14 protein-coding genes are annotated in these 20,213 nt (G+C 36.1%); 5 read left to right on the top strand and 9 right to left on the bottom strand.

Going from position 1 to position 20,213, the window contains the following annotated elements; all coding sequences use genetic code 11:
- Positions 1-2 precede the first annotated feature (2 nt).
- From BUE84_RS16695 to ahcY, 6 genes are all read right to left on the bottom strand, one after another.
- Positions 3-1,676 carry a BspA family leucine-rich repeat surface protein gene (locus BUE84_RS16695; RefSeq protein WP_158521378.1) on the bottom strand — a complete coding sequence of 558 codons (1,674 nt, stop codon included), beginning with the start codon at positions 1,674-1,676 and terminating at the stop codon, positions 3-5.
- A 30-nt stretch (positions 1,677-1,706) separates the two neighbouring features.
- Positions 1,707-3,029, bottom strand: a complete 1,323-nt coding sequence (locus BUE84_RS16690) for a BspA family leucine-rich repeat surface protein (protein WP_079242669.1) — start codon at positions 3,027-3,029, stop codon at positions 1,707-1,709.
- Positions 3,030-3,168: 139 nt separating this feature from the next.
- Positions 3,169-3,561 carry an inner membrane protein YiaA gene (gene yiaA / locus BUE84_RS16685; RefSeq protein WP_047434004.1) on the bottom strand — a complete coding sequence of 131 codons (393 nt, stop codon included), beginning with the start codon at positions 3,559-3,561 and terminating at the stop codon, positions 3,169-3,171.
- A gap of 257 nt (positions 3,562-3,818) precedes the next feature.
- Complete coding sequence (locus BUE84_RS16680) at positions 3,819-4,616, bottom strand: hypothetical protein (RefSeq protein WP_079242668.1); 798 nt, start codon at positions 4,614-4,616, stop codon at positions 3,819-3,821.
- A gap of 119 nt (positions 4,617-4,735) precedes the next feature.
- The gene (locus BUE84_RS16675; RefSeq protein WP_079242667.1) at positions 4,736-5,533 is read right to left on the bottom strand and encodes a hypothetical protein; all 798 of its coding nucleotides are present in this window, start codon (positions 5,531-5,533) and stop codon (positions 4,736-4,738) included.
- Positions 5,534-5,636: 103 nt separating this feature from the next.
- Positions 5,637-6,950, bottom strand: coding sequence for an adenosylhomocysteinase (ahcY, locus tag BUE84_RS16670; RefSeq protein WP_079242666.1), 1,314 nt, complete (start codon positions 6,948-6,950; stop codon positions 5,637-5,639).
- 167 nt (positions 6,951-7,117) lie between these two features.
- Here ahcY and BUE84_RS16665 point away from each other — a divergent pair, with 167 nt between their 5' ends.
- A complete protein-coding gene (locus BUE84_RS16665) occupies positions 7,118-7,636 on the top strand; it encodes a pyridoxamine 5'-phosphate oxidase family protein (RefSeq protein WP_079242665.1) in 519 nt (172 codons plus the stop codon).
- 258 nt (positions 7,637-7,894) lie between these two features.
- Entirely contained in the window at positions 7,895-8,509 is a 615-nt protein-coding gene (locus BUE84_RS16660) for a 4'-phosphopantetheinyl transferase family protein (RefSeq protein ID WP_079242664.1), read from the top strand.
- On the opposite strand, the gene BUE84_RS16655 is transcribed toward BUE84_RS16660, so the two are convergent.
- On the bottom strand, positions 8,490-10,754 hold the full coding sequence (locus tag BUE84_RS16655) for an FUSC family protein (RefSeq protein WP_079242663.1): 2,265 nt from the start codon (positions 10,752-10,754) through the stop codon (positions 8,490-8,492). The two genes, BUE84_RS16660 and BUE84_RS16655, sit on opposite strands and share 20 nt — an antisense overlap.
- A 226-nt stretch (positions 10,755-10,980) precedes the next feature.
- Between BUE84_RS16655 and blaCHM the strand changes: the two genes are divergently transcribed.
- Entirely contained in the window at positions 10,981-11,739 is a 759-nt protein-coding gene (gene blaCHM / locus BUE84_RS16650) for a CHM family subclass B1 metallo-beta-lactamase (RefSeq protein ID WP_079242662.1), read from the top strand.
- Positions 11,740-11,877: 138 nt separating this feature from the next.
- On the opposite strand, the gene porV is transcribed toward blaCHM, so the two are convergent.
- Both porV and porU read right to left on the bottom strand, forming a co-directional pair.
- Positions 11,878-13,041 carry a type IX secretion system outer membrane channel protein PorV gene (gene porV, locus BUE84_RS16645; RefSeq protein ID WP_034699905.1) on the bottom strand — a complete coding sequence of 388 codons (1,164 nt, stop codon included), beginning with the start codon at positions 13,039-13,041 and terminating at the stop codon, positions 11,878-11,880.
- A 60-nt stretch (positions 13,042-13,101) separates the two neighbouring features.
- A complete protein-coding gene (gene porU, locus BUE84_RS16640; protein ID WP_079242661.1) occupies positions 13,102-17,004 on the bottom strand; it encodes a type IX secretion system sortase PorU in 3,903 nt (1,300 codons plus the stop codon).
- Positions 17,005-17,168: 164 nt separating this feature from the next.
- Between porU and gldJ the strand changes: the two genes are divergently transcribed.
- Together gldJ and murF are read left to right on the top strand one after the other, a co-directional pair.
- A complete protein-coding gene (gldJ, locus tag BUE84_RS16635; protein ID WP_079242660.1) occupies positions 17,169-18,770 on the top strand; it encodes a gliding motility lipoprotein GldJ in 1,602 nt (533 codons plus the stop codon).
- A gap of 150 nt (positions 18,771-18,920) precedes the next feature.
- A complete protein-coding gene (murF, locus tag BUE84_RS16630; RefSeq protein WP_079242659.1) occupies positions 18,921-20,192 on the top strand; it encodes a UDP-N-acetylmuramoyl-tripeptide--D-alanyl-D-alanine ligase in 1,272 nt (423 codons plus the stop codon).
- The last annotated feature ends 21 nt before the right edge of the window (positions 20,193-20,213 follow it).

Below are 20,213 nucleotides of genomic sequence, written 5' to 3'. Positions count from 1 at the left end.
AGTTATTTTTTGATGAATTTCAGGTTTTGGATATCTTCTTTTGAATAAAGCTGTAGAATATAATTCCCGGAAGTTAAAGTCTGGATGTTGATCTGTGCATCTGTCAAATTCCCGCTTAAAACAATTCTGCCGCTCATATCAATAATTTTGAAGTCTTTAGCTTTGGAATTCTTTACATAAATAATATGACTGGCAGGATTCGGGTAAATGCTTAGTTCGCCTTTTACTTTTACATCAGAAGTTCCAAGGAAAGATTGACATTCTGCGTTATATGTATCTCCACTGATTGTCCAGCCTTTGTTGTTAATCAGATAGTTTCTGGCCGTTACTGCTGCACTATGGGAATACGTAAGTGGTGAAACTGAGGACAGATTGATATTATCTGCGGTTAAAGGATTCTGGCTCCAGCCGTAAAGAGTACTATCATAATTCTGACAGTTCAGCGCAGAGTTTTTAAACATATTGGAAGCGTTCAATAAAGAACTCAAATTCCAGCTTCCTAAATTTTGGTTGAAAAGAATGGCATTACTGAACATGTTATTCATGTTTTTTACTAAAGCTACATTCCATTTTGCTATATTCTGATTAAAACTTTTGGCACCGTTGAACATATCCTGCATCCATTCTACTTTTCTTGTATCCCAATTGGAAATATTGCTGTTAAAACTCTCAGCATTATAAAACATACCACTCATAATGGTGACACTGCTTGTATCCCAAATAGATAAATCCTGATTGAAGGCCTTTGCTCCATTAAACATGTGATTCATTTCTATGATTTTTGAAGTATTCCAGTCTTTAAGTGGATAATTAAATTTCGTAGCCCCGGAAAACATAAATTCTGCATCAAGATTATTAGACATATCCCAATTTCCAATAGGTCGGTTGAACTCAGCAGCTCCATTAAACATGGCTGTAGTAGAAGTTACTTTAGAAGTATCCCAATTGTCTAATGGCTGATTGAAAAGTTTAGCTACATTGAATGTGATTCCCATCATAGTCACATTGGAAGTATTCCAGTTTCCAACCGGCTGATTAAAAACAAAACATCCTGTAAATGTTCCAAGCAATGTTGTTACGTTAGATGTATTCCAGTTGTTGATTGTTGGGTTTCCTATTAAACCATAACATCCTGAAAACATATAGGACAAATCTGTTACCTCCTTCAGATCAGGAATATCTGTTGCCGTAAAATCTAAAATTTTGCATGCCTGAAATGCTTGTTCCATAGAAGACCACTGAATATTTCCCCATTGTTCTATTAATTGTATTTTATGTACATCACCTACAATTCCGTTATCATTGTACATGTCCCAGTCGGCAAACCTTATCTGGTGAAAATTTCCGTTTCCATTGCTTACTTTCAACCGGTAAGTAGCATCTGCTGGATTGGGATTTTGTGGAACTCCGAAATCGATCAGAAGCTGAGAGGTAGAAGTTATATTCGTTAAAGTGGCATTGTGTGAAGGGTAGCCAATTTCTTCCCAATAGATCTGATAATTCGTTCCTCTTCCGGGAAACCAGATCTGATTATTGTTTGAGTTAACAGGAATTCCTGCATAAGGATAGGAAGGTGGGGTAAGACTGGGTTTCCATACCGTGATAAATTCATTTTGTGCCTTTGCCATGAATATCAGCAAAAGAAAAATGAGTATTGGAATTTTTTTTAAAATCATGTTCATAGTTTATGGTTATTAGTTTTATGACTATTTCTTGATGAATGGAAAAGAATGAGCCGTAGTCTTTGTCATAATCTGTAAGATATAATTCCCCGGATTTAAAACATGAACAGGAATTTTATCGTTTTTCAGGTTCTCTTTGATAATAGTTCTTCCACTTATATCGGTGATGATAAAGCTTACCGGATGTGGAATGTTTTTCAGATAAATCATATCCTTTGCCGGATTGGGATAAATGGCGGCTTTGTTGTTTATATCCTTTTCAGAAGTTGAAAGGGTCTGGTTGCAGAGTCCGTTGTAAACATCGCCCGATATAGTCCAGCCTTTATTATTCATTAAATAATTTCTGGCAGTTACTGCATCAGCATGAGAGTAAATTAATGGAGAAGCACTTGATAAATCAATATTATTAGGTGTTGAAGAACTCTGGCTCCATCCAAAAAGTGTTTTATCATAATTCAGGCAGCTCATAGCAGAATTGAGAAACATATTGGTAGCTGCTGTTAATGAACTTAGATTCCACCTTCCTATATTTTGGTTAAAAGCGGTGTCACGGAACATTTCGTTCATATTGGTGACACTCCCTGTATTCCAGTTCTGAATATCCTGGTTGAAATTTTCTGAATCATGAAACATGTGTTCCATGGTGGTCACCTTTGCAGTGTTCCATTTACTCAAAGATTGGTTGAATCCTGTATAATCAAACATGTAAGACATATCTGTAACATTCGAAGTATCCCAATCTCCCAGAGGCTGGTTAAAGAGATTATCGTCACCAAACATATAATACATATCTGTAATGGTAGAGGTGTTCCATGTATTAAAAGAAGAATTGCCGATGAGTGAAGTACATAAATAAAACATCTGACGCATACTGGTGGCCATGCTGAGGTCCGGGACATCCGTGGCTGTTACGTCCATATTATCACAGTACACAAAAGCATTGTCAAAGCTCTTCCATTTTATATTTCCCCATTGGGTAATCTGAGTAATTTTTGAACGGTCTGAAGCATTATAAGCTGGAACTAATGTATTGTCAAAGAATCTCACCTGATCAAAACTTCCGTTGCCGTCACTGATTTTAATTCTGTAGCTGGTTTGAGATGGAGTAGGATTGAAAGGTGTTCCTACGTTGATGGTAAATTCAGTAGTGGAAGTTACATTATTGATTGTCCCGTTATGCTGAGGATATCCTACTTCCTCCCAGTAGACTTTGAAATTAGTTCCTCTCCCGGGAAATTTAATGAGTTGTGCATTCTGGGTTTTCCAAATGGTGATAAATTCGTTTTGTGCTTTTGAAAGCTGAAATAATAGAATACATAGAGAAGAAGTTAATAGTTTTTTGTACATGTCATTAGTTTGTGAAATAAGCACTACTAAAATAGCAAAAAACTTAATATATTTTTAACTTAAATGTAAAGTTTGTAGTAATTTATAAATTTTAATGAAATTATTTAAATAAAAAACTCTCCGTTTTGGAGAGTTTACTTTATTCCTGAAGCATATTATCACGGGTGTTTTTCTGAACTGCGATGGCTCCAAAGAGGGCCAGTAGAAAGGCAAAGGCATAAAAACCTTTTTCGCTTGGAAGGATGGTGGCATTCCAAAGTCCGATGGCCAGTAATACAATAGATGATAATGTGGCAAACCAGCAGATTCCATAATAAATATCTGTTACCTGAATGTTTTCTAACTTGTCACGTACTGCTTTCTGTAAAGACACCACGGCAAATAAACCATAAAGAAGGATGGTGAAATAATATCCCTTCTCATTCAGCAGCATTTCTGCTCTTGCAAGACCAACAATAAAGCCAATCATTCCCGCTCCCAATGCTACCCACGACGCAGCGACGAATGCATTCGATACTCTTTGTTTTTTCATAGTTTAATGTTTTATTTAAGAGGGCTAAGATATTCATTTTTTATAAATAGAGCTCTGACAAAGGGAAAATATGGGAAAAATACTGAATAGAAGGATGAAGCAGGTTTATGTTTCGGCTAAAGCCGATGGATGTTATTTTTATTTTATATAAACGGGCTAAAGCCCGTTCCTATTGAATGATTGGGCTGGCGTGAGGAGTATGAGCGGATAGCGGGAATCAGCTCATAAAAAAACTCCCCAAAATGGAGAGCTTTGTTTTATTGAGTGATGTATTCGTAAGTATATTTTGCATAATCATTATTATCCACTTTTACCATGACCTGAGTTGGCAATTGATTACTATTATATTCTATCTGATAGGTAAAATTCATAATTTGGCTCCAGTTTCCAGTGCCATCTTTGCCACTTATTTTTACTGTGGTATAATTATTTTGACTTAAAAACTCTGCTCCTCCCATAATCATTCTAAAATATTTGCCCATCAAAGAATAGGGATTTACTTTATTATCATATGAAAATTCTTTTTTATTAGTATGCGGACCGCCAATACCATCACCGACCGAGATTTCTTCCGAAACATTATCACCACTATAAGTATATGATATGGTAGACGGGATTGGACAATTGGAAGACTCACAAGTAGAAGTGGCAGTAACTTTACCATTGGTATAAGTCATTGTTGTGTTATCGTGAGTATCTGTACCTATTTTCTTAATCATCGTAAGCTGATCACCATTATATGTAAAGGTTTTATAATAAGCTACGGTACCATCTGCTTTATGGTAAGTAATTTTTGAAGGTTTTCCGGCACCGTCATATTCCAGAACGGAGGTGGTATTTTCTGATGTAATTTTAAGTAATTGTTTCTGACTGTTATAATCTAATTTTGTAACGCTGGTTTGCGGCCCGGATGGGCTTGTATAATAAACTGTAGTGACTTTACTTAATAATATTTGAGGATCCGAAGGATTGGGTTCATTATTTTCGTCATTATTGCTACTGCAGTTGAGGAATAAAAATGAGCTCATCAACCCAATAAATAATTGGTTTTTCATGTATTAAAAGTTTTCATTAAATAAGGACTAAATATATATCCATTGGTAAAAATAGCTATAAGAATGGGGACAAAAAATATTTAGTTCATAAAAAACTCTCCAAATTGGAGAGCTTTGTATTATTGAGTAATGTATTCGTAGTTATATTGAGCGGAAAGGTTTCCGTTGGCTTCTTTTGAGACTACCTGAGTAGGTAAACCGGCGCTGTTATATTGTATCGTAGAGGTTCTGGTCTGGTTTTGTATCCAGGTTCCGTTACTTTTGTAGCTTATCTTTTCTATCAGATAATTGTTTTGACTTACCGCATAGGCTCTTCCCATCATAATTTTTATGTATTTGTTAATATTCACGTATGGGTTCAGTTTATCATCGTAAGAGTAAACAACTTTAGTATTGTAGCTGGAGCCTCCACCTTCTGAAATTTCTGTTGAAATATTGTTTCCATCATAAGTAAAAGTATCTACAATAGGATTGGAACAGGTTGGTGACTGGCAAAGGGATGAAGAAATTACCTGTCCGTTGGTATTATAATTATAAGTAATGGTTCTGTTATAATCCGGATTAGTAGTATAGATTGCCCTAACAGTTGTAAGTAGATCACCATTATAAGTATAAGCTGAATAATAATCTACCGTACCATCTGGTTTATAATAAGTAGTTTTAACAGGTTTTCCGTTACTGTATTCAAACTTAGAAGTACCTAAAGCTGTCGATGTTTTGATAAGCTCACCCTGATTATTGTATTCCAGAGTCTGTATGCTTGTCTGTGGCTGAGCCGGATTGTCATAATAAACTATAGTGACTTTGCTCAATAATACTTTAGAAGATGTATTGTTTCCCTCATTATCATCATTACTGCTGCAGCTGTTAAAGAATACAACAGAACTCATGAGTCCCAGAAATAAGAATTTTTTCATGTTATTTTTTTAGTTGACAAAAATAAGGAATGCTTTATTTCTCAGCATAAAAAAATCCCACTATCTTAGAAATAGTGGGATCATATCATGTTTTGTTGAGATCTTAGTATCTGTAGTACTCAGGCTTGAATGGTCCTTTTACGTCTACTCCGATATATTCAGCCTGCTCAGGAGAAAGAGTTTCCAGCTCTACGCTTAATTTCTTAAGGTGTAAAGCAGCTACTTTCTCATCTAAGTGCTTAGGAAGCATGTATACTTCGTTTCCATAAGCAGCAGAATTGTTCCATAATTCGATCTGAGCCAATGTCTGGTTAGAGAAAGAGTTAGACATTACGAAACTTGGGTGACCTGTAGCACATCCTAAGTTTACCAATCTACCTTCTGCAAGGATGATTACTTCTTTTCCTTCAATTGTATAGATATCTACCTGAGGCTTCACTTCAGATTTAGTCTGACCGTAGTTTTTGTTTAACCAAGCCATATCGATTTCATTATCAAAGTGACCAATGTTACAAACGATAGCTTTATCTTTCATTTTAAGGAAGTGTTCTCCTCTAACGATGTTGAAGTTACCTGTTGTAGTGATGATGATATCAGCATTGTCTACCACAGTGTCTAATCTTTTTACTTCATAACCGTCCATTGCAGCCTGAAGTGCACAGATTGGATCAATTTCTGTAACCGTAACGATAGAACCTGCTCCTCTGAATGAAGCTGCAGTACCTTTACCTACGTCTCCGTATCCGCAAACTACCACTCTTTTTCCAGCTAACATTACATCTGTAGCTCTTCTTACTGCATCTACAGCAGATTCCTTACATCCGTATTTGTTGTCGAATTTAGACTTAGTTACTGAATCATTTACGTTGATGGCAGGCATTACTAAAGTTCCGTTCTTCATTCTTTCGTAAAGTCTGTGTACTCCTGTAGTTGTTTCTTCAGAAAGACCTTTGATATCTTTTGTAAATTCAGGGTATTTATCAAAAACCATGTTTGTTAAATCTCCACCATCATCCAAAATCATGTTTAATGGTTTTCTGTCTTCACCAAAGAATAAAGTCTGCTCAATACACCAGTCAAATTCCTCCTCATTTAACCCTTTCCAAGCATACACCGGAATTCCAGCAGCAGCAATAGCAGCAGCAGCGTGGTCCTGTGTAGAGAAAATATTACAAGATGACCAAGTAACTTCAGCTCCTAAAGCTACCAGAGTCTCGATAAGCACAGCCGTTTGGATTGTCATGTGAAGACATCCAGCGATTCTTGCTCCTTTCAGTGGCTGAAATGGTCCGTATTCTTCACGGATAGCCATCAAACCTGGCATTTCTGCTTCTGCAAGGGTAATTTCTTTTCTACCCCATTCTGCAAGGGAGATATCCTTAACTTTATAAGGAACGTATTGTGTTGTAGTACTCATATGTAATGAATAGTTTTTAAATTCAATTGATAACGAAAGGCAAAATTACGATTTATAATTAAGATATAAAAACGACAAACCAAGATCAGTTTTATGAGATTAAACATGAGTTAATATTATTTAGTCTTAATATAAATAGTTAATTTTAGCTGATAAATAAATATATTATGAATCAAACTCATACAGAAAAGAAATCCAAACCAGTTACTCCTAAAGTAAAAGAATTAATCAATGCATCTAAGAGCATCATTCTGGCTACTGTGGATGCAGAAGGAAATCCTAACTCAAGTTATGCTCCTTTTGTACAGGTAGATCAGACTTTTTATATTCTGGTATCTTTCATGGCAAAACATACTAAAAACCTTGCGGACGGAAGAAAAACATCCATTATGTTTATTGAAGATGAATCAGCAACCAAGCAGATTTATGCCCGTGAACGTTTAACAATTGAAGCAGCTACTTCTCAGATTGAAAGAGATTCTGAAGTATGGAATACTGTAGTTGCTAAACTTAAAGAAAATCACGGCAAAGTGGTAGATGTAATTTCCGAAATGGGAGATTTTATTTTAATTGCTCTTCAGCCTGTAAAAGGGTCGTATGTCAACGGATTCGGAAGCGCTTATTTTGTAGATTCGAATCTGGAAATTATAGAGCATAGAAATGATGTGAATCATCAGTCTAAATAATTAAGCTGGATGCTGGAAGCTTGTAAAGATTAAGGAAACAAAGAATCCGTTTTTCATGAACATTTTTTTATTTAATCTTTAATTTATTCTTATAACGAATAGTAACTTCCGCCTTCCCGCATCCATCTTCCATTCTTTTTTTCATCAATGAATTCTTCTAACTTTATTGATCTGTTATTTTTATAACAAATAGTAACTTCCATCCTCTAGCTCCCATCTTCAAGCTTTTTTTTAGTATTTTTGTCCAATAAAAAAAGAATGCCCCTCTACAGAGATTTTTCAGATGATAACGCCACAATTCTGGTTTGGAAGTACGATGAAAGTGAAGAACTTGATATCAACCAACTTCTGGAGCCTGAAAATGCCGAGAAGGTAAAAGATTATCATCCTAAAAAATTATTGGAAGTCCTTATGGTACGCAAGCTCCTGAAAGGGTTGAAGCCGAATTCTAAAATTTTATACAAAGAAAGAGAACCTTTTCTTTCTCCCAATGATGCGAAAATTTCCATTACGCATTCTTTTCCCTTTGCAGCGATTGCTATATCTAAAAATAAAATAGGAATCGATGTTGAAAAATTCAATCCTAAAATTTTAAGGGTAATTGATAAATTCACCTATGAAAATGAGCGTGGATTTATTCCTGAGGATAAAGCTGATACTTTCTATACTATTATATGGAGTGTAAAGGAAAGTATGTACAAAATCCATCACTCTAAATACTGGTCTTTAAAAAAGAATTATGAAGTAAAGCCTTTTGAACTGAAGCACCTTCATAAAATAAGCTGTCGTGTATATGATGATGAGTTTTCAGACGAGTTCAAAGCGAGGGTAGAGTTTTTTGACGATTACTGCTTTACGATTGTGGAGGAGTAGGCTCAGTTTCGTTTTTATATTTTTCGATCACTTTTCTCTGTTCCTTTGCGACATCATAGATCAGCTCCAGAATATCGTGGATGTTTTTAAGCTCTGTTAAATGTGATATTTTATCAGGATCTCTCCGGTCTACAATTTCGTTTTCCTCAATCTCAGTCTTTCTTTTCAGAAGCATATCTTCAATGGAGGAATCTTCCGGCTCAAGACGGCTTTCCATTTTCAATGTTTCGTTGACATCATTTCCGTTGAGAAGGGTAGAGGTCTGCTGCATTTCTGCTTCAATCTTTCTACTCCAGCTTTCAGCATCTATTTCAGGATATTGCTCATTACTTTTGGAGTATTGAGACAGGGAAGCGGTATATGCCGTAATCAGATGTGATGTAGCCACAAATTGGTGCACAACTTCCAGTTTTTTCTGCTGGTTTTTAGGATCGGAAATCATTCTCTGGAAATTATCGGAAAGATTAGCCAGTGAAATAATGGCATTTTTTCGCTTTACCTTATAATCTTCAAGATCGAATTTTCCTTCTAAAAATTTAGAAATCACACTCTGGAAATAAATAAGGTTGTCCGCGGCAGACTTTTTCATCAGATCCAGATTTTGGGTATGTTCCCAAACAGGCAATACGATATAAGATACTACAAAAGCTATGATTCCGGCAATAGCAGTATCAAAGATTCTATCTTTAAATATAATATTGACTTTCCCGGGATTTAAAAAATTAAAGCTGAGGAAAACATAGATCGTCATGAATAATACTGCCCAGAAATACCGTCCTTTCAAAAAGCTGAAACACATGATCATACTAATGAGCAGAATAGCAAATAAAACTCCGTTAATATGTATAAAATAGAGAATGCCATAAGCAATACTTGCTCCTGCAATTGTCCCATAGAGACGGAGAAGGTTTCTCTGTTTAGTGATGGAATAAGCAGGTTTTAAGATTGCTGTAATGGTAATTAATATCCAATAGGTGTGTCCCAGTCCAAGAAAATCGAACATAGAAAAAACATATCCCAGCAATAATGCTGTTGTAATTCTTATGGCATGGCGGAAATGGGATGATGATAATGATATATTATTTCTTAGAACCTTAGCATTAAGTTTAGGTTCATTAGGCATAAATTTCTTAAGATCCAACCCTGTAGATAAACTTTTCGCCAGCTTTATATCCTGCGAAAATACTTTATAGATCTCGTTAATTTCTTTTGTGATTTCATAGATACGCATCAGGATCTGGCGCAGGATCATGAAATTTTCCAGGTTGTCAGGTGAAAGTTGTTTATTTCTGAGTTCGAAATAATTGTAGTTTAAGTTCTTTAATTCCAGTTCCAGATTGGACATAGGTTTTGCTCTGGTACCGCTTTGTAATGCAATTCCGATATTGGTAATCTCTTCTGCCAAAAGGTTAAGATAATCATGGATATTTACCAGGATCATACTGTCTTCAAAACTCTGCTGTAACTTTTGATAATCACTTTCAGAAGTCATCAGCTTTTCATGAAGGTCCATTGAGTTCAGAAACATCAGCATTAATAAACGGCTGGTGGTTGTAGATTCATTGACGATGGTTCTGGTTTTAAAAACCGTTTCCCTGGTATCCTCCTGAAGGTTTTTTATTTCAATCTGTTTGGCAATAACCTGAGTTGTCAGCTTATTAAAATCAGGATTTTTCTGATAATAATTAGCTTTGATCTTTAAAAACTCTGCCAGCTGAAGATAATTTTCTCCAATCATCTGGCTTGCCAGTTTATAAGGACGAATGGTGGTTACAATAAGGAATATAAGCAAAAACCATATACAGCCGGAAGCGAAAATCAATAAACTTTTAAAGATATTACTTCCTGTAAGGTGGCCGTCAATAAAGATCGCGAGTACTACAAGTGATAGTGAACCTACAGCGGCCAATCTCTGCCCATAAACGCCAATGAGGGAGAAAAACATCCCGAAAACAATGACTTCCAGCAATACCAGTACTTTGATATTCATCACAAGACTTGCAATGAGCGCTACAAATACAAAACAGCAGATGGCAAAAGTAAGGGCATTTCTTCTTCGGATAAAAGGTCCGGGTTGGTCCGTAAGGGCTACAAAGCTGGTTCCCAGTGGAAAAAGGAAATATTCTTTCAAAATCCCGAAGTGGGCGAGGACTAAACAAGGCAGAACAGTAGCTAATGTAATTCTGATGGCAGAATATACATACTGACTGGTTACAAATTTTTTTAGTTCTGCCGAATAGTTCATACTACAAAAATAGCTATTGAATTTAAGAAAATTGCCATAAAAAAGAGACTTTTCACAACTTAAATGTTATATTTTTTTTAATTGAGCTGTATGCTATTTAAAATAAACTGGCAGAGGAAACATAGGAATGATTCACAATTCACAATCAATCACTTTTAACACAACAGCTAACAAATCTTGTTCCATGAATTCTTACTTTAGCTTATCAATCTTAAATAATTGTTTCATGAAGATCATTATTAAAAATATACTTGTCATTTTGTGCTCTTTTATTATTCTAAGTTGTACTTCGCAGAGCAAAGATCATTTTAAAGCAAAGAAAATTTATGAATCAAAAAACCTGATCATTACTCAGATTTCGGAAAATTCTTTTATTCATACTTCCTTTAAACAGACGAATGATTTCGGGAATGTACCCTGTAATGGATTAATTGTGAAAGACCATCACGAAACGATTGTTTTTGATACACCTACTAATGACAAAAGTTCAGAAGAACTTATACAATGGATTAATGAAAAGCTCGATGCAAAAATTAAGGCTATTATTCCAACCCATTTTCATGATGACAGTTTAGGAGGATTGATGGCTTTTCATAAACATAATATTCCCTCTTATGCTTATACTAAAACCATCGAATTAGCCAAAGAAAATAATTTTGTTATCCCTGAAAATAATTTCAATGATGCTGTAAAGCTAAAAGTAGGAGACAAAGATGTTATCGCAAAATTTTTTGGTGAAGGACATACAAAAGATAATGTTGTAGGGTATTTCCCGGTTGAGAATGTTTTATTTGGAGGCTGTTTATTAAAAGAGCAGGAGGCGGGTAAAGGATATTTAGGTGATGCTAATGTTTCTGCCTGGTCCAATACTGTCGAAAAAGTAAAAAAAGAATATCCGGATGTGAAAATTGTAGTTCCCGGACATGGAGAGTATGGTGATGGAAAACTGCTTGATTATACTATTGCATTATTCAAAGGTCAATAGTGAATTTTTGCTTCGCAAAGTGAATCGTGAATGTTTGCAGTACGTAAAAGAAATTGACAAACGAAGCGAATTGACCATTGACATAAAAAAAGCCTCAATACAATGTATGAGGCTTTTTTTATGTAGCTGTTGCTTTTATTAACGATCGTTGTTAGATGTTTCTTCTCCAATGTTCCATGTAAGACCGAAACGTAGAGTGTTGTCCAAAGCACTGTTGATCTTAGACATATTGATAAGGTAAGAAAGATCAAGTCCGAAAGAACGGTATCTTAACCCAACCCCCGCAGTAGCAAACTGTCTTGCTCCCTGCTCTTCACTTTCATGGAAGTAACCTCCTCTTACAGAAAATGCATTGTCATAAGAGTATTCTAAAGCACCACTGTACATGATACTGTTTTTATTTTTGAAAGATTTTCCGATACCAGCCATTGGTCCTACATTTGGGATCTGATAAATAGGCTGTCTAGTATTTGGGTCTATTCCTGCATACTCAGATCCTGGAACTAAGAGTTTTGAACCTTCCACAGAAATTCCCACTCTGTTCATATCATCCAGGTACATATCGTATCCAACCCCTAATCTTGCCATAGTAGGAAGATAAGATCTTGATTCTTCATTTCCTGTATAATCCAGTTTCGGACCTAAGTTCTGAATAGCCAAACCTGCATTTACTTTACCATCATATCCACCAATACTGGAGAATCTTGGAGAGGTATAGTATCCTGAAACGTCTACTGCAAAACTGTTCGCAGCCTTAAGTGTTGTATCTGTGTTGAATCCTCCGGCTAAGTCTGAACGGATAAATCTACCGGTAACAGCTCCTGAGAATGAATCAGAAAGTTTCAAAGCGTAGGCAACGTCAATGGAGAATTCGTTTGGTTTTGATGTACCCATAGAAGCGATTTCTGTACCTACCAATTGAGTCAGGTCTACCTGTCCCATATTGAAATAATAGATACTCGCGGAGATTGTAGATCTTTCTTCCTGCCCTAAAAACTTATGGAACGAAGCATATAATAAGAATACATCATTGGTAAGTTTTCCCATGTAAGGCGTATAGTTAAGACCTACGGAAGAACTTGTCCTGCTGAAAGGGTATTTAGCCGCATTCCAGAATTGTGAAAATGCATCCGGAGAGGTTACCACCCCTTGATCTCCCATACCTCCCGATCTTGCATCAGGTGCAATTCTTAAGAAAGGAGCTCCGGTAAGAACTGGGTTTACTTTACCTAAATCTTGCGAATAGCCTAAAAAACCAGCACTCAAACCAAATCCTAATAGCAGTTTAGTAGTTAAATTCATATGTTGTCTTTTATATATTATCAGTTTTTTATTAATATTATTATCTATTGTTCTGTTTTATTATTTCAAAAGTACCATTTTTTCTACAGCTGTAGCACTTCCTTTGCATTTTTCTTGATTTTGACTTTTTGCAAATATCTTAAAAATATACGTACCTTTTGCTACTGTAGATCCAAAATCATCTCTTCCATCCCATTCTATTGCCTGGCGAGGGGTTCTAAAGCCCTGTAGGAACGGTTCTGCAACCACTGGCTGCGATAAAGTTCTTACCAATCTTCCGGTTATTGTATAAATTTGTACGTTTACATCCAGAATATCATCACAGTTGTGTTCAAACTGAATATAGGTTTTATTGGTGAATGGATTTGGCCAGTTCAACGGACGGTTGATCGTCAGGTGTTGGTCAGACTCATCTTTAACTTCAAAATTTAACGTAGCAGTTGTCGAATTATTGTTTATATCCCAAACTTTAAATGATAATTGATGTTGTCCTATGGAAAGATTTCTGAAAGGGTAGGTTACATTCCCTTTCTGATATTCGGCAAGACTTGGGTTTAAGCATCCGTTTCCTTCTCCCGGAGCATAAAAATCATTTAAGACCACGGTATTGATAATCTGTCCGTCAAGATATACTGTAATATCATGTCCTACGCCGGATCCTGTTGAGTTGATTCCTGTATCGTCGGTAAGACAGGCAAGAAGCATAGGATTCTGATTGGTGATTCCACCATCTGCAAAGTTGGTGTTGTTCATATACAGTTTTACTTTTGGAGGTTGATTATCATTGATTCCATTAGGATTGATATCTCCCACCTGTACGGCCTGGTTGTTAAAAACATCCGTTGATTTGTTGTCAGCATAGGCTAGTATTCTTCCTTGTCCTACAGCATAGTTAATATCTTTAGGAACATAGAATTCAGCAGTGAAGACTCCGTTTACCGCAGTTCCGGCAGATTTTACAATCGCACTTCCTTCTTCAGTATAATCTAAAACCGGAGTTAAAATTCCACTGTTGTTAAGTGTTTTCTTGTTTAATCTCTTATCAAAAATATTAATGCTGACTTTTCCGTTGAAGGTATTGTTCAGTGTTCCGTTCGGATTATTGATGTGTCCTTTAATTTTTACAAAATCCAAACCTCTGATCAATCCTGGAACCGGAGTTTCAATATTATCAATAACCAAAAGTCTTTGAGGTCTGCTTAATTTCATAGCAGGATCACCCAGGAAGTTTACTTTTAAATGGTTGCTGTTTGGTCCTTTTTGTTTTTTGGCAATTAAGTGGGCATTTCCTAAAGAATTAAAATCGTCATTGGTTAATTTAAAAATATTCTGAGTAAATGTATTGGTAAAATCACGTCCGTAATCTACCCCAATAGCACGGCTGGAAGTAATCATGGTAGAAACACCTCCCTGCTTCATTTTTATAAACTGTTCTCCAACAGAATTGGTAGCAGGTTCGTCCCATAATGTGAATTCACAAGTGATGGTAGAGACAAAAGGGAATCTGCTGTATACATTAGAGAAGTTGTTGGCATTTTGAACCTCTGTGCTGGTAAGCACTCTTTCCTGTGCCCAACCATTGATTCCTCCATGCCCGAAATAGAATAAATATAAACTGTTTCCGATCGCATTGGAAATAGCCTGGTTTACCTGTGGATATCTTCGCCCTCCAGATGTACTCTGAGCGGTAAAGGCATCCATATATAATTTTTTAACATTATATTCTTTAAGATCCAGCTGGCCTGGCTGTTCAAAAATATTCACCAGTGAATTGTTCATTACATTATGAAAAGGACCTCCTCCTTCCTCATTATCATCCACTACAAAGTCAAGTCGCATACGCCAGTCTCCGAAAGGAGATGACTGCCCTTGAAGAGAATTGTTATAAGCCAGTGTTTTATTGATCATATCCCCGGCTTCACTTACATTAGCTGCCGGAATTCTACCCACGGGCACATCCGGTAAATTGTTTTCAATTAATAATGTAGTCTGTGGCTTGGTCATGACAATATAATCATCCGTAACAAATGATGATACGTAATCAGAAGATTGCTCACTCTGGTAGCTGGCAACAACGTTTGAATTATTCGGAACCCTGTTTTTATAATCGTATGAAGCATCCCCAAGAATAAATACATACTGAAGTCTGCCCAGAGGAGTATTGAGTTTGCTTACGAAATCTCTTATCGCGGTAAGGTCTTTACTTCCGCTGCCATATTCCTCATAGATTTTGTTAATGTCAACAATTTCTACTTTGTAGTTATGAGTGGTCTGATGATAGCTGGCAATTCTTTGTGCCTGCCCCATCATTTCAGGTACAGTAAGGATAAGATAATCTACGTTTTGTATTGCGGAAAGATTCTGATTCGAAATTCTTCCTACAAATTGTGGACTAAAAGCAGCATCAGCACGGAACGCTACAAATTCATTATTGAAATTCTGATCAGCAGCAGTGTAGGCAAAGTTGAAAGAACCACCTCCTGCTTTATTCACTCTTCTGTTAACGTTGGTAATATCCGTTACATCCCATACCTGTTCTATATTAGCTGCATTAGTGATACTGAAACCGTAGTCTGTATTGCTTCCACTTAGAATTGAATAATCCCTGAAGTTCATTTGTGAACCATTGAATGCAAGGTTTTCTTTATACTGAACTTCCAGATAATCAAAATAGAAAGTTCCATTTGGATTTTTGGAAATATCAGGATTATAAACCAATGTAAACTGGTTTCCGGTAAGATTGGTTAATGTTCCGGTATATGTTACAGGATAGAAGGTATACTGATAGGAAGGAGTATCCATAGGAATTACCTGCTGTGGGTGTGGATTTAAATTATTGATTTTAAAATCCATCGTATTCTGCTGAGAATTATACGCCACCACCTGCGTTCTGTATCGTACTACATCATTCGCCTGTATAGGTGAATTGGTAGTCAATGTTATGGTCTTTTCATTGGAGAAAGGAGTATCCTCTACCCATGTTCTTCCTACTTTTAAAAGGTTTTTCTGATCTTTGTTAATTACCTGGTAACTGTCATATCTTGTAATCAGCTGGGCAGGAAGATTTCCGTCTACAGTAGGAACTCTTTTTCCCGCACCTTTGTCAAAATTGATATAATAATAAGAGAAATCTTCATAAATATTTTTGACATTATTACTTCTTTCGCTGAATCGGGTATCATGTCTTTTAAAACCATTTCCATTGCCCGTGTCATAAAGGTTATACCCATCAGGCCCTTGCGCATAGAAAAGAGCATAGTCGTTATCATTCCATACTCCATCATCTTCACCTACTACCTGAATGGAGTTTTCCTGTAAAGCTCCGTATCTTGGATCCTGGTTGTATTCAGGAAGCATTACTCCTCCATTTCCATAAATCCTGAAGTTTTTAGGATTTACAGAACTCGGATTAATTCCGTTATCTTTTAAAAACTGGGAAGTGATTTTGAATACTCCGGACTTGTCTACCTTTATCTTATAAAAATTTCCACTTGATAAAGGATTACCGGTAGTACCTATTTTATTAACGGTTCCTGTTGTATTGATAAAAGAAGAGGCTTCTGAAACATTAAATGAAGATAATCTCTGAACGCGCCCTTTTACATTTTTAAATAAAGCAATACTAATGCTGGCATAGCTTTCACCCTCTAAAGTATAATAGGAAACATCTGCTACATCATAATCAGGAAGCCTGCCTTTATCCAACTCAAACAATTCCTGGTTAGAAACGTTTTCCCAAACAAGGTCTGAGATTTTTAATTGCTTTTCTCCGATTTTTTGCTTGCTTACTATAAAAACATTATTTTGGCTGAAAGAAAAACCTTCATTTTTAAAATTGGGAAGATTTAATTTTGTGTCACCAAAATCCTGAATTTTAGAACCATTCCATTCAATGGTGTTTCTTTGGGCGTAAAGTGTTGATGCAAAAGCGATTAAAGATAAAATCGTAATTTTTCGTTTCATGTTTACTATTGAAATTGCTAAATTACAAAATAAATGAAAATTTTAGAATTAAATTGTGATACAATAAAATTAATTTGTTAACGTTTTTCAAAAAAATCAAATGTTTACTTGATTTATTGAATAATTTATTTTTTCTTTGTACTTTGAAAATATTTATATCGACTATGAAAAAACTAAAGTTGTTTTCATTAATAGCATTAAGTTCTACACTTGCATTAACCAGCTGTGGCGGATCAGGAACCAGCAAAGGTGGCGGTACCAAAAAATTTGTCAGCAAAACAGGTTGGAAACCAAACGAAAAACAGGGTTGGTTTTTTGCAGGAAAGCAACAGAAGCAGAAGGGTTGGCCTGGGATGGTATATGTAGAAGGTGGAACTTTTACAATGGGATTAGTGAAAGATGATGTTATGCACGATTGGAATAATACACCTCGCAGAATGCAGGTAAGTTCATTCTTTATCGGTGAAACTGAAATTACTAACTACGAATACCGCGAATACCTTACATGGTTGAAGTATGTATTCCCACCAAGTGACCCGAGTTTTAAGGAGATCTATAACGGTGCTTTACCGGATACCTTATTATGGGACAACAAATTAGCAAGAAACGATTATAACGAAACGTACTTACGTTCTCCGGAATTTGATTACTATCCGGTAGTAGGAGTTTCCTGGACTCAGGCAAACAGATACTGTGAATGGCTGTCAGACAGAGCGAACGAAAAAGCTTTGATGCAGGCTGGTATTATTGCTAAAGATTTGTATATCAACGAATCCAACAACCAGGGAGGTACTGCTTTCAACATGGATAAATTCAAAGCGAATGATCCTGAAATGCAAGGATACATTAATGAGAAAAGAATGCAGCAAAAAACTGGTATGAAAACAACCAACCAGAGATTGCTTGCAGCTAACAGAGCTCCAAATTCTGCCATGGTACAGAAGTTCAGACTTCCTACTGAAGTAGAATGGGAATATGCAGCTCTTGGTATGGCTAAAACCAGAGAATATAACCAATATCTGGGTAAAAAACCTGAAATCGAAAGATTAAGAGGTACTAAAGGAAGAGACAGAGGAATGTTCCTTGAAAACTTCAAAATGGGTAAAGGTGACTATTCTGGTATCGCTGGATGGAAGAATGACGGATCTGCTCAGACTTCTGATGTAAGACAATATCCATCAAATGATTTGGGTATCTATGGAATGTACGGAAACGTTTCTGAATGGACGGCTGACGTTTATAGACCAATCATCGATGAAGATTACAACGATTTCAACTACTATAGAGGAAATATGCCTCAGGCGATCGTAAGAAACGGTGACGGTACTTACAAAATGATCGACGAAGGTACTATCAAATATGACACTTTAGCTGACGGAAGATTAGTATATAAAGGTCTTCCTGGACAGTTCGAAAGACAAACTATTGCTGACTACAGAAATTACAGAGATGGTGACAGACAGTCTTCTTTAGAATATTACAGAGCTTCTGATTCTGCTGCAGGATTCGATATGTACAATGCTCCTAAGAAAAGCTTTGTTGTAGATGGAACGGGTAGAGTGAAGTTACAGAAGGATACTAAAGACAGAACTTCCGGAATTTCTAACGAGGTTAGAGTAGTAAAAGGTGGTTCTTGGCAGGATACAGCTTACTGGCTGGATCCGGGACAAAGAAGATATAAAAATCAAAACAGAGCTTATGGTTGGGTAGGATTCCGTGTTGCACAGGATGCTAAAGCCAGCGATAAGAGTAGAACTAGAAGATAATATTTATCAAAAAATACTTATAAAAAACCTTCCGAACTTTCGGAAGGTTTTTTTATTTTTGAACCATGAAATCGCTTGGGCTAAAAAGCCTAAAACACTCGTATAGATTGAACGATTTCTTATGACTTCTAAAAATATATATATTTCCACATGAATATAGAACAGTTTTATCCTTTATTTCTGCAGGCGGCAAAAGTAACTATTGACAGCAGAAAAATAGCAGAGAATGATATTTTCTTTGCCTTTTCCGGTGAGAATTTCAATGCAGCTACGCTGGCGGAAAAAGCCATTGATGACGGAGCTTTGGCAGCGATTGTTGAACTTCCGGAATTTGAAAACAGAGATAAAAATATTTTCTATGTTCCATCTACTCTTGCGTTTTTACAACAGCTGGCCATTTATCACAGAAGCAAGCTTGCTATTCCTTTTATAGGACTTACGGGAAGTAATGGAAAGACAACCACCAAAGAGTTGATTCACGCAGTTCTTTCTGAAAAATTTAATGTTCAGTATACTGCAGGAAATCTGAATAACCATATCGGAGTTCCGTTGACTATTCTTTCCATTAAACCGGAACATGAAATGGCTGTGATTGAAATGGGAGCTAATCATCAGAAAGAAATTGAATTTCTGTGTACTATTTCACAACCTGATTTCGGATATATTACCAATTTTGGAAAAGCTCATTTGGAAGGGTTCGGAGGTTTTGAAGGTGTCATCAAAGGAAAGTCTGAGCTCTATGATTATCTTAAAAACAATAACAGAACTATTGTAGTTAATGAAAACGATCCTATCCAGGTAGAGAAAACTGAAAACTATTCTCATAAAATTACTTTTGGAGCAGAAACCTCTGATTATCATTTTGAATCTTTTTCAGAAGAACATTTTGTAGGATTGACCTATCAGGGAGTGAAAGCGGTTTCAAAATTGACAGGACAGTACAATTTTACCAATCTTTGTGCAGCCGCAAGTTTAGGACTTCATTTTGGAATCAGTTTTGAAAAAATAAAACATGCGTTGGAACTCTACACCCCAACGAATATGAGATCTCAGGTGGTGAAAAAAGAGGGCAGAACTTTGGTTCTGGATACGTATAATGCCAATCCAAGTTCTATGACTGCTTCTTTGAATAACTTTATCAGTTTTGAAGGCAGTAAAACCATTATTATCGGTGATATGCTGGAATTAGGTGATGAAAGTGAGAAAGAGCATCAGAACATCTTAAAATTAGCTCAGGACCTTCATTTCAATGAGATTATTACTGTTGGAAAACATTTTAAAGCAGTTAATTCTTCAGACCTTGCGTTTGAAAATACAGCAGAATTAACAGACTATTTAAAGCAGAATACAATTCAGTCCGAAAATATATTGTTGAAAGGATCCAGAGGAATTGCTCTGGAGAAAGTGATTGACTTTATTTAAAATAAGGAAGCTGGAAGCTGG

The organism is Chryseobacterium indologenes (assembly GCF_002025665.1).
Taxonomy (GTDB): domain Bacteria; phylum Bacteroidota; class Bacteroidia; order Flavobacteriales; family Weeksellaceae; genus Chryseobacterium; species Chryseobacterium metallicongregator.
The sequence above is the reverse complement of the archived record's forward strand: the minus strand, read 5'-3'. Positions and strand labels throughout refer to the sequence as shown.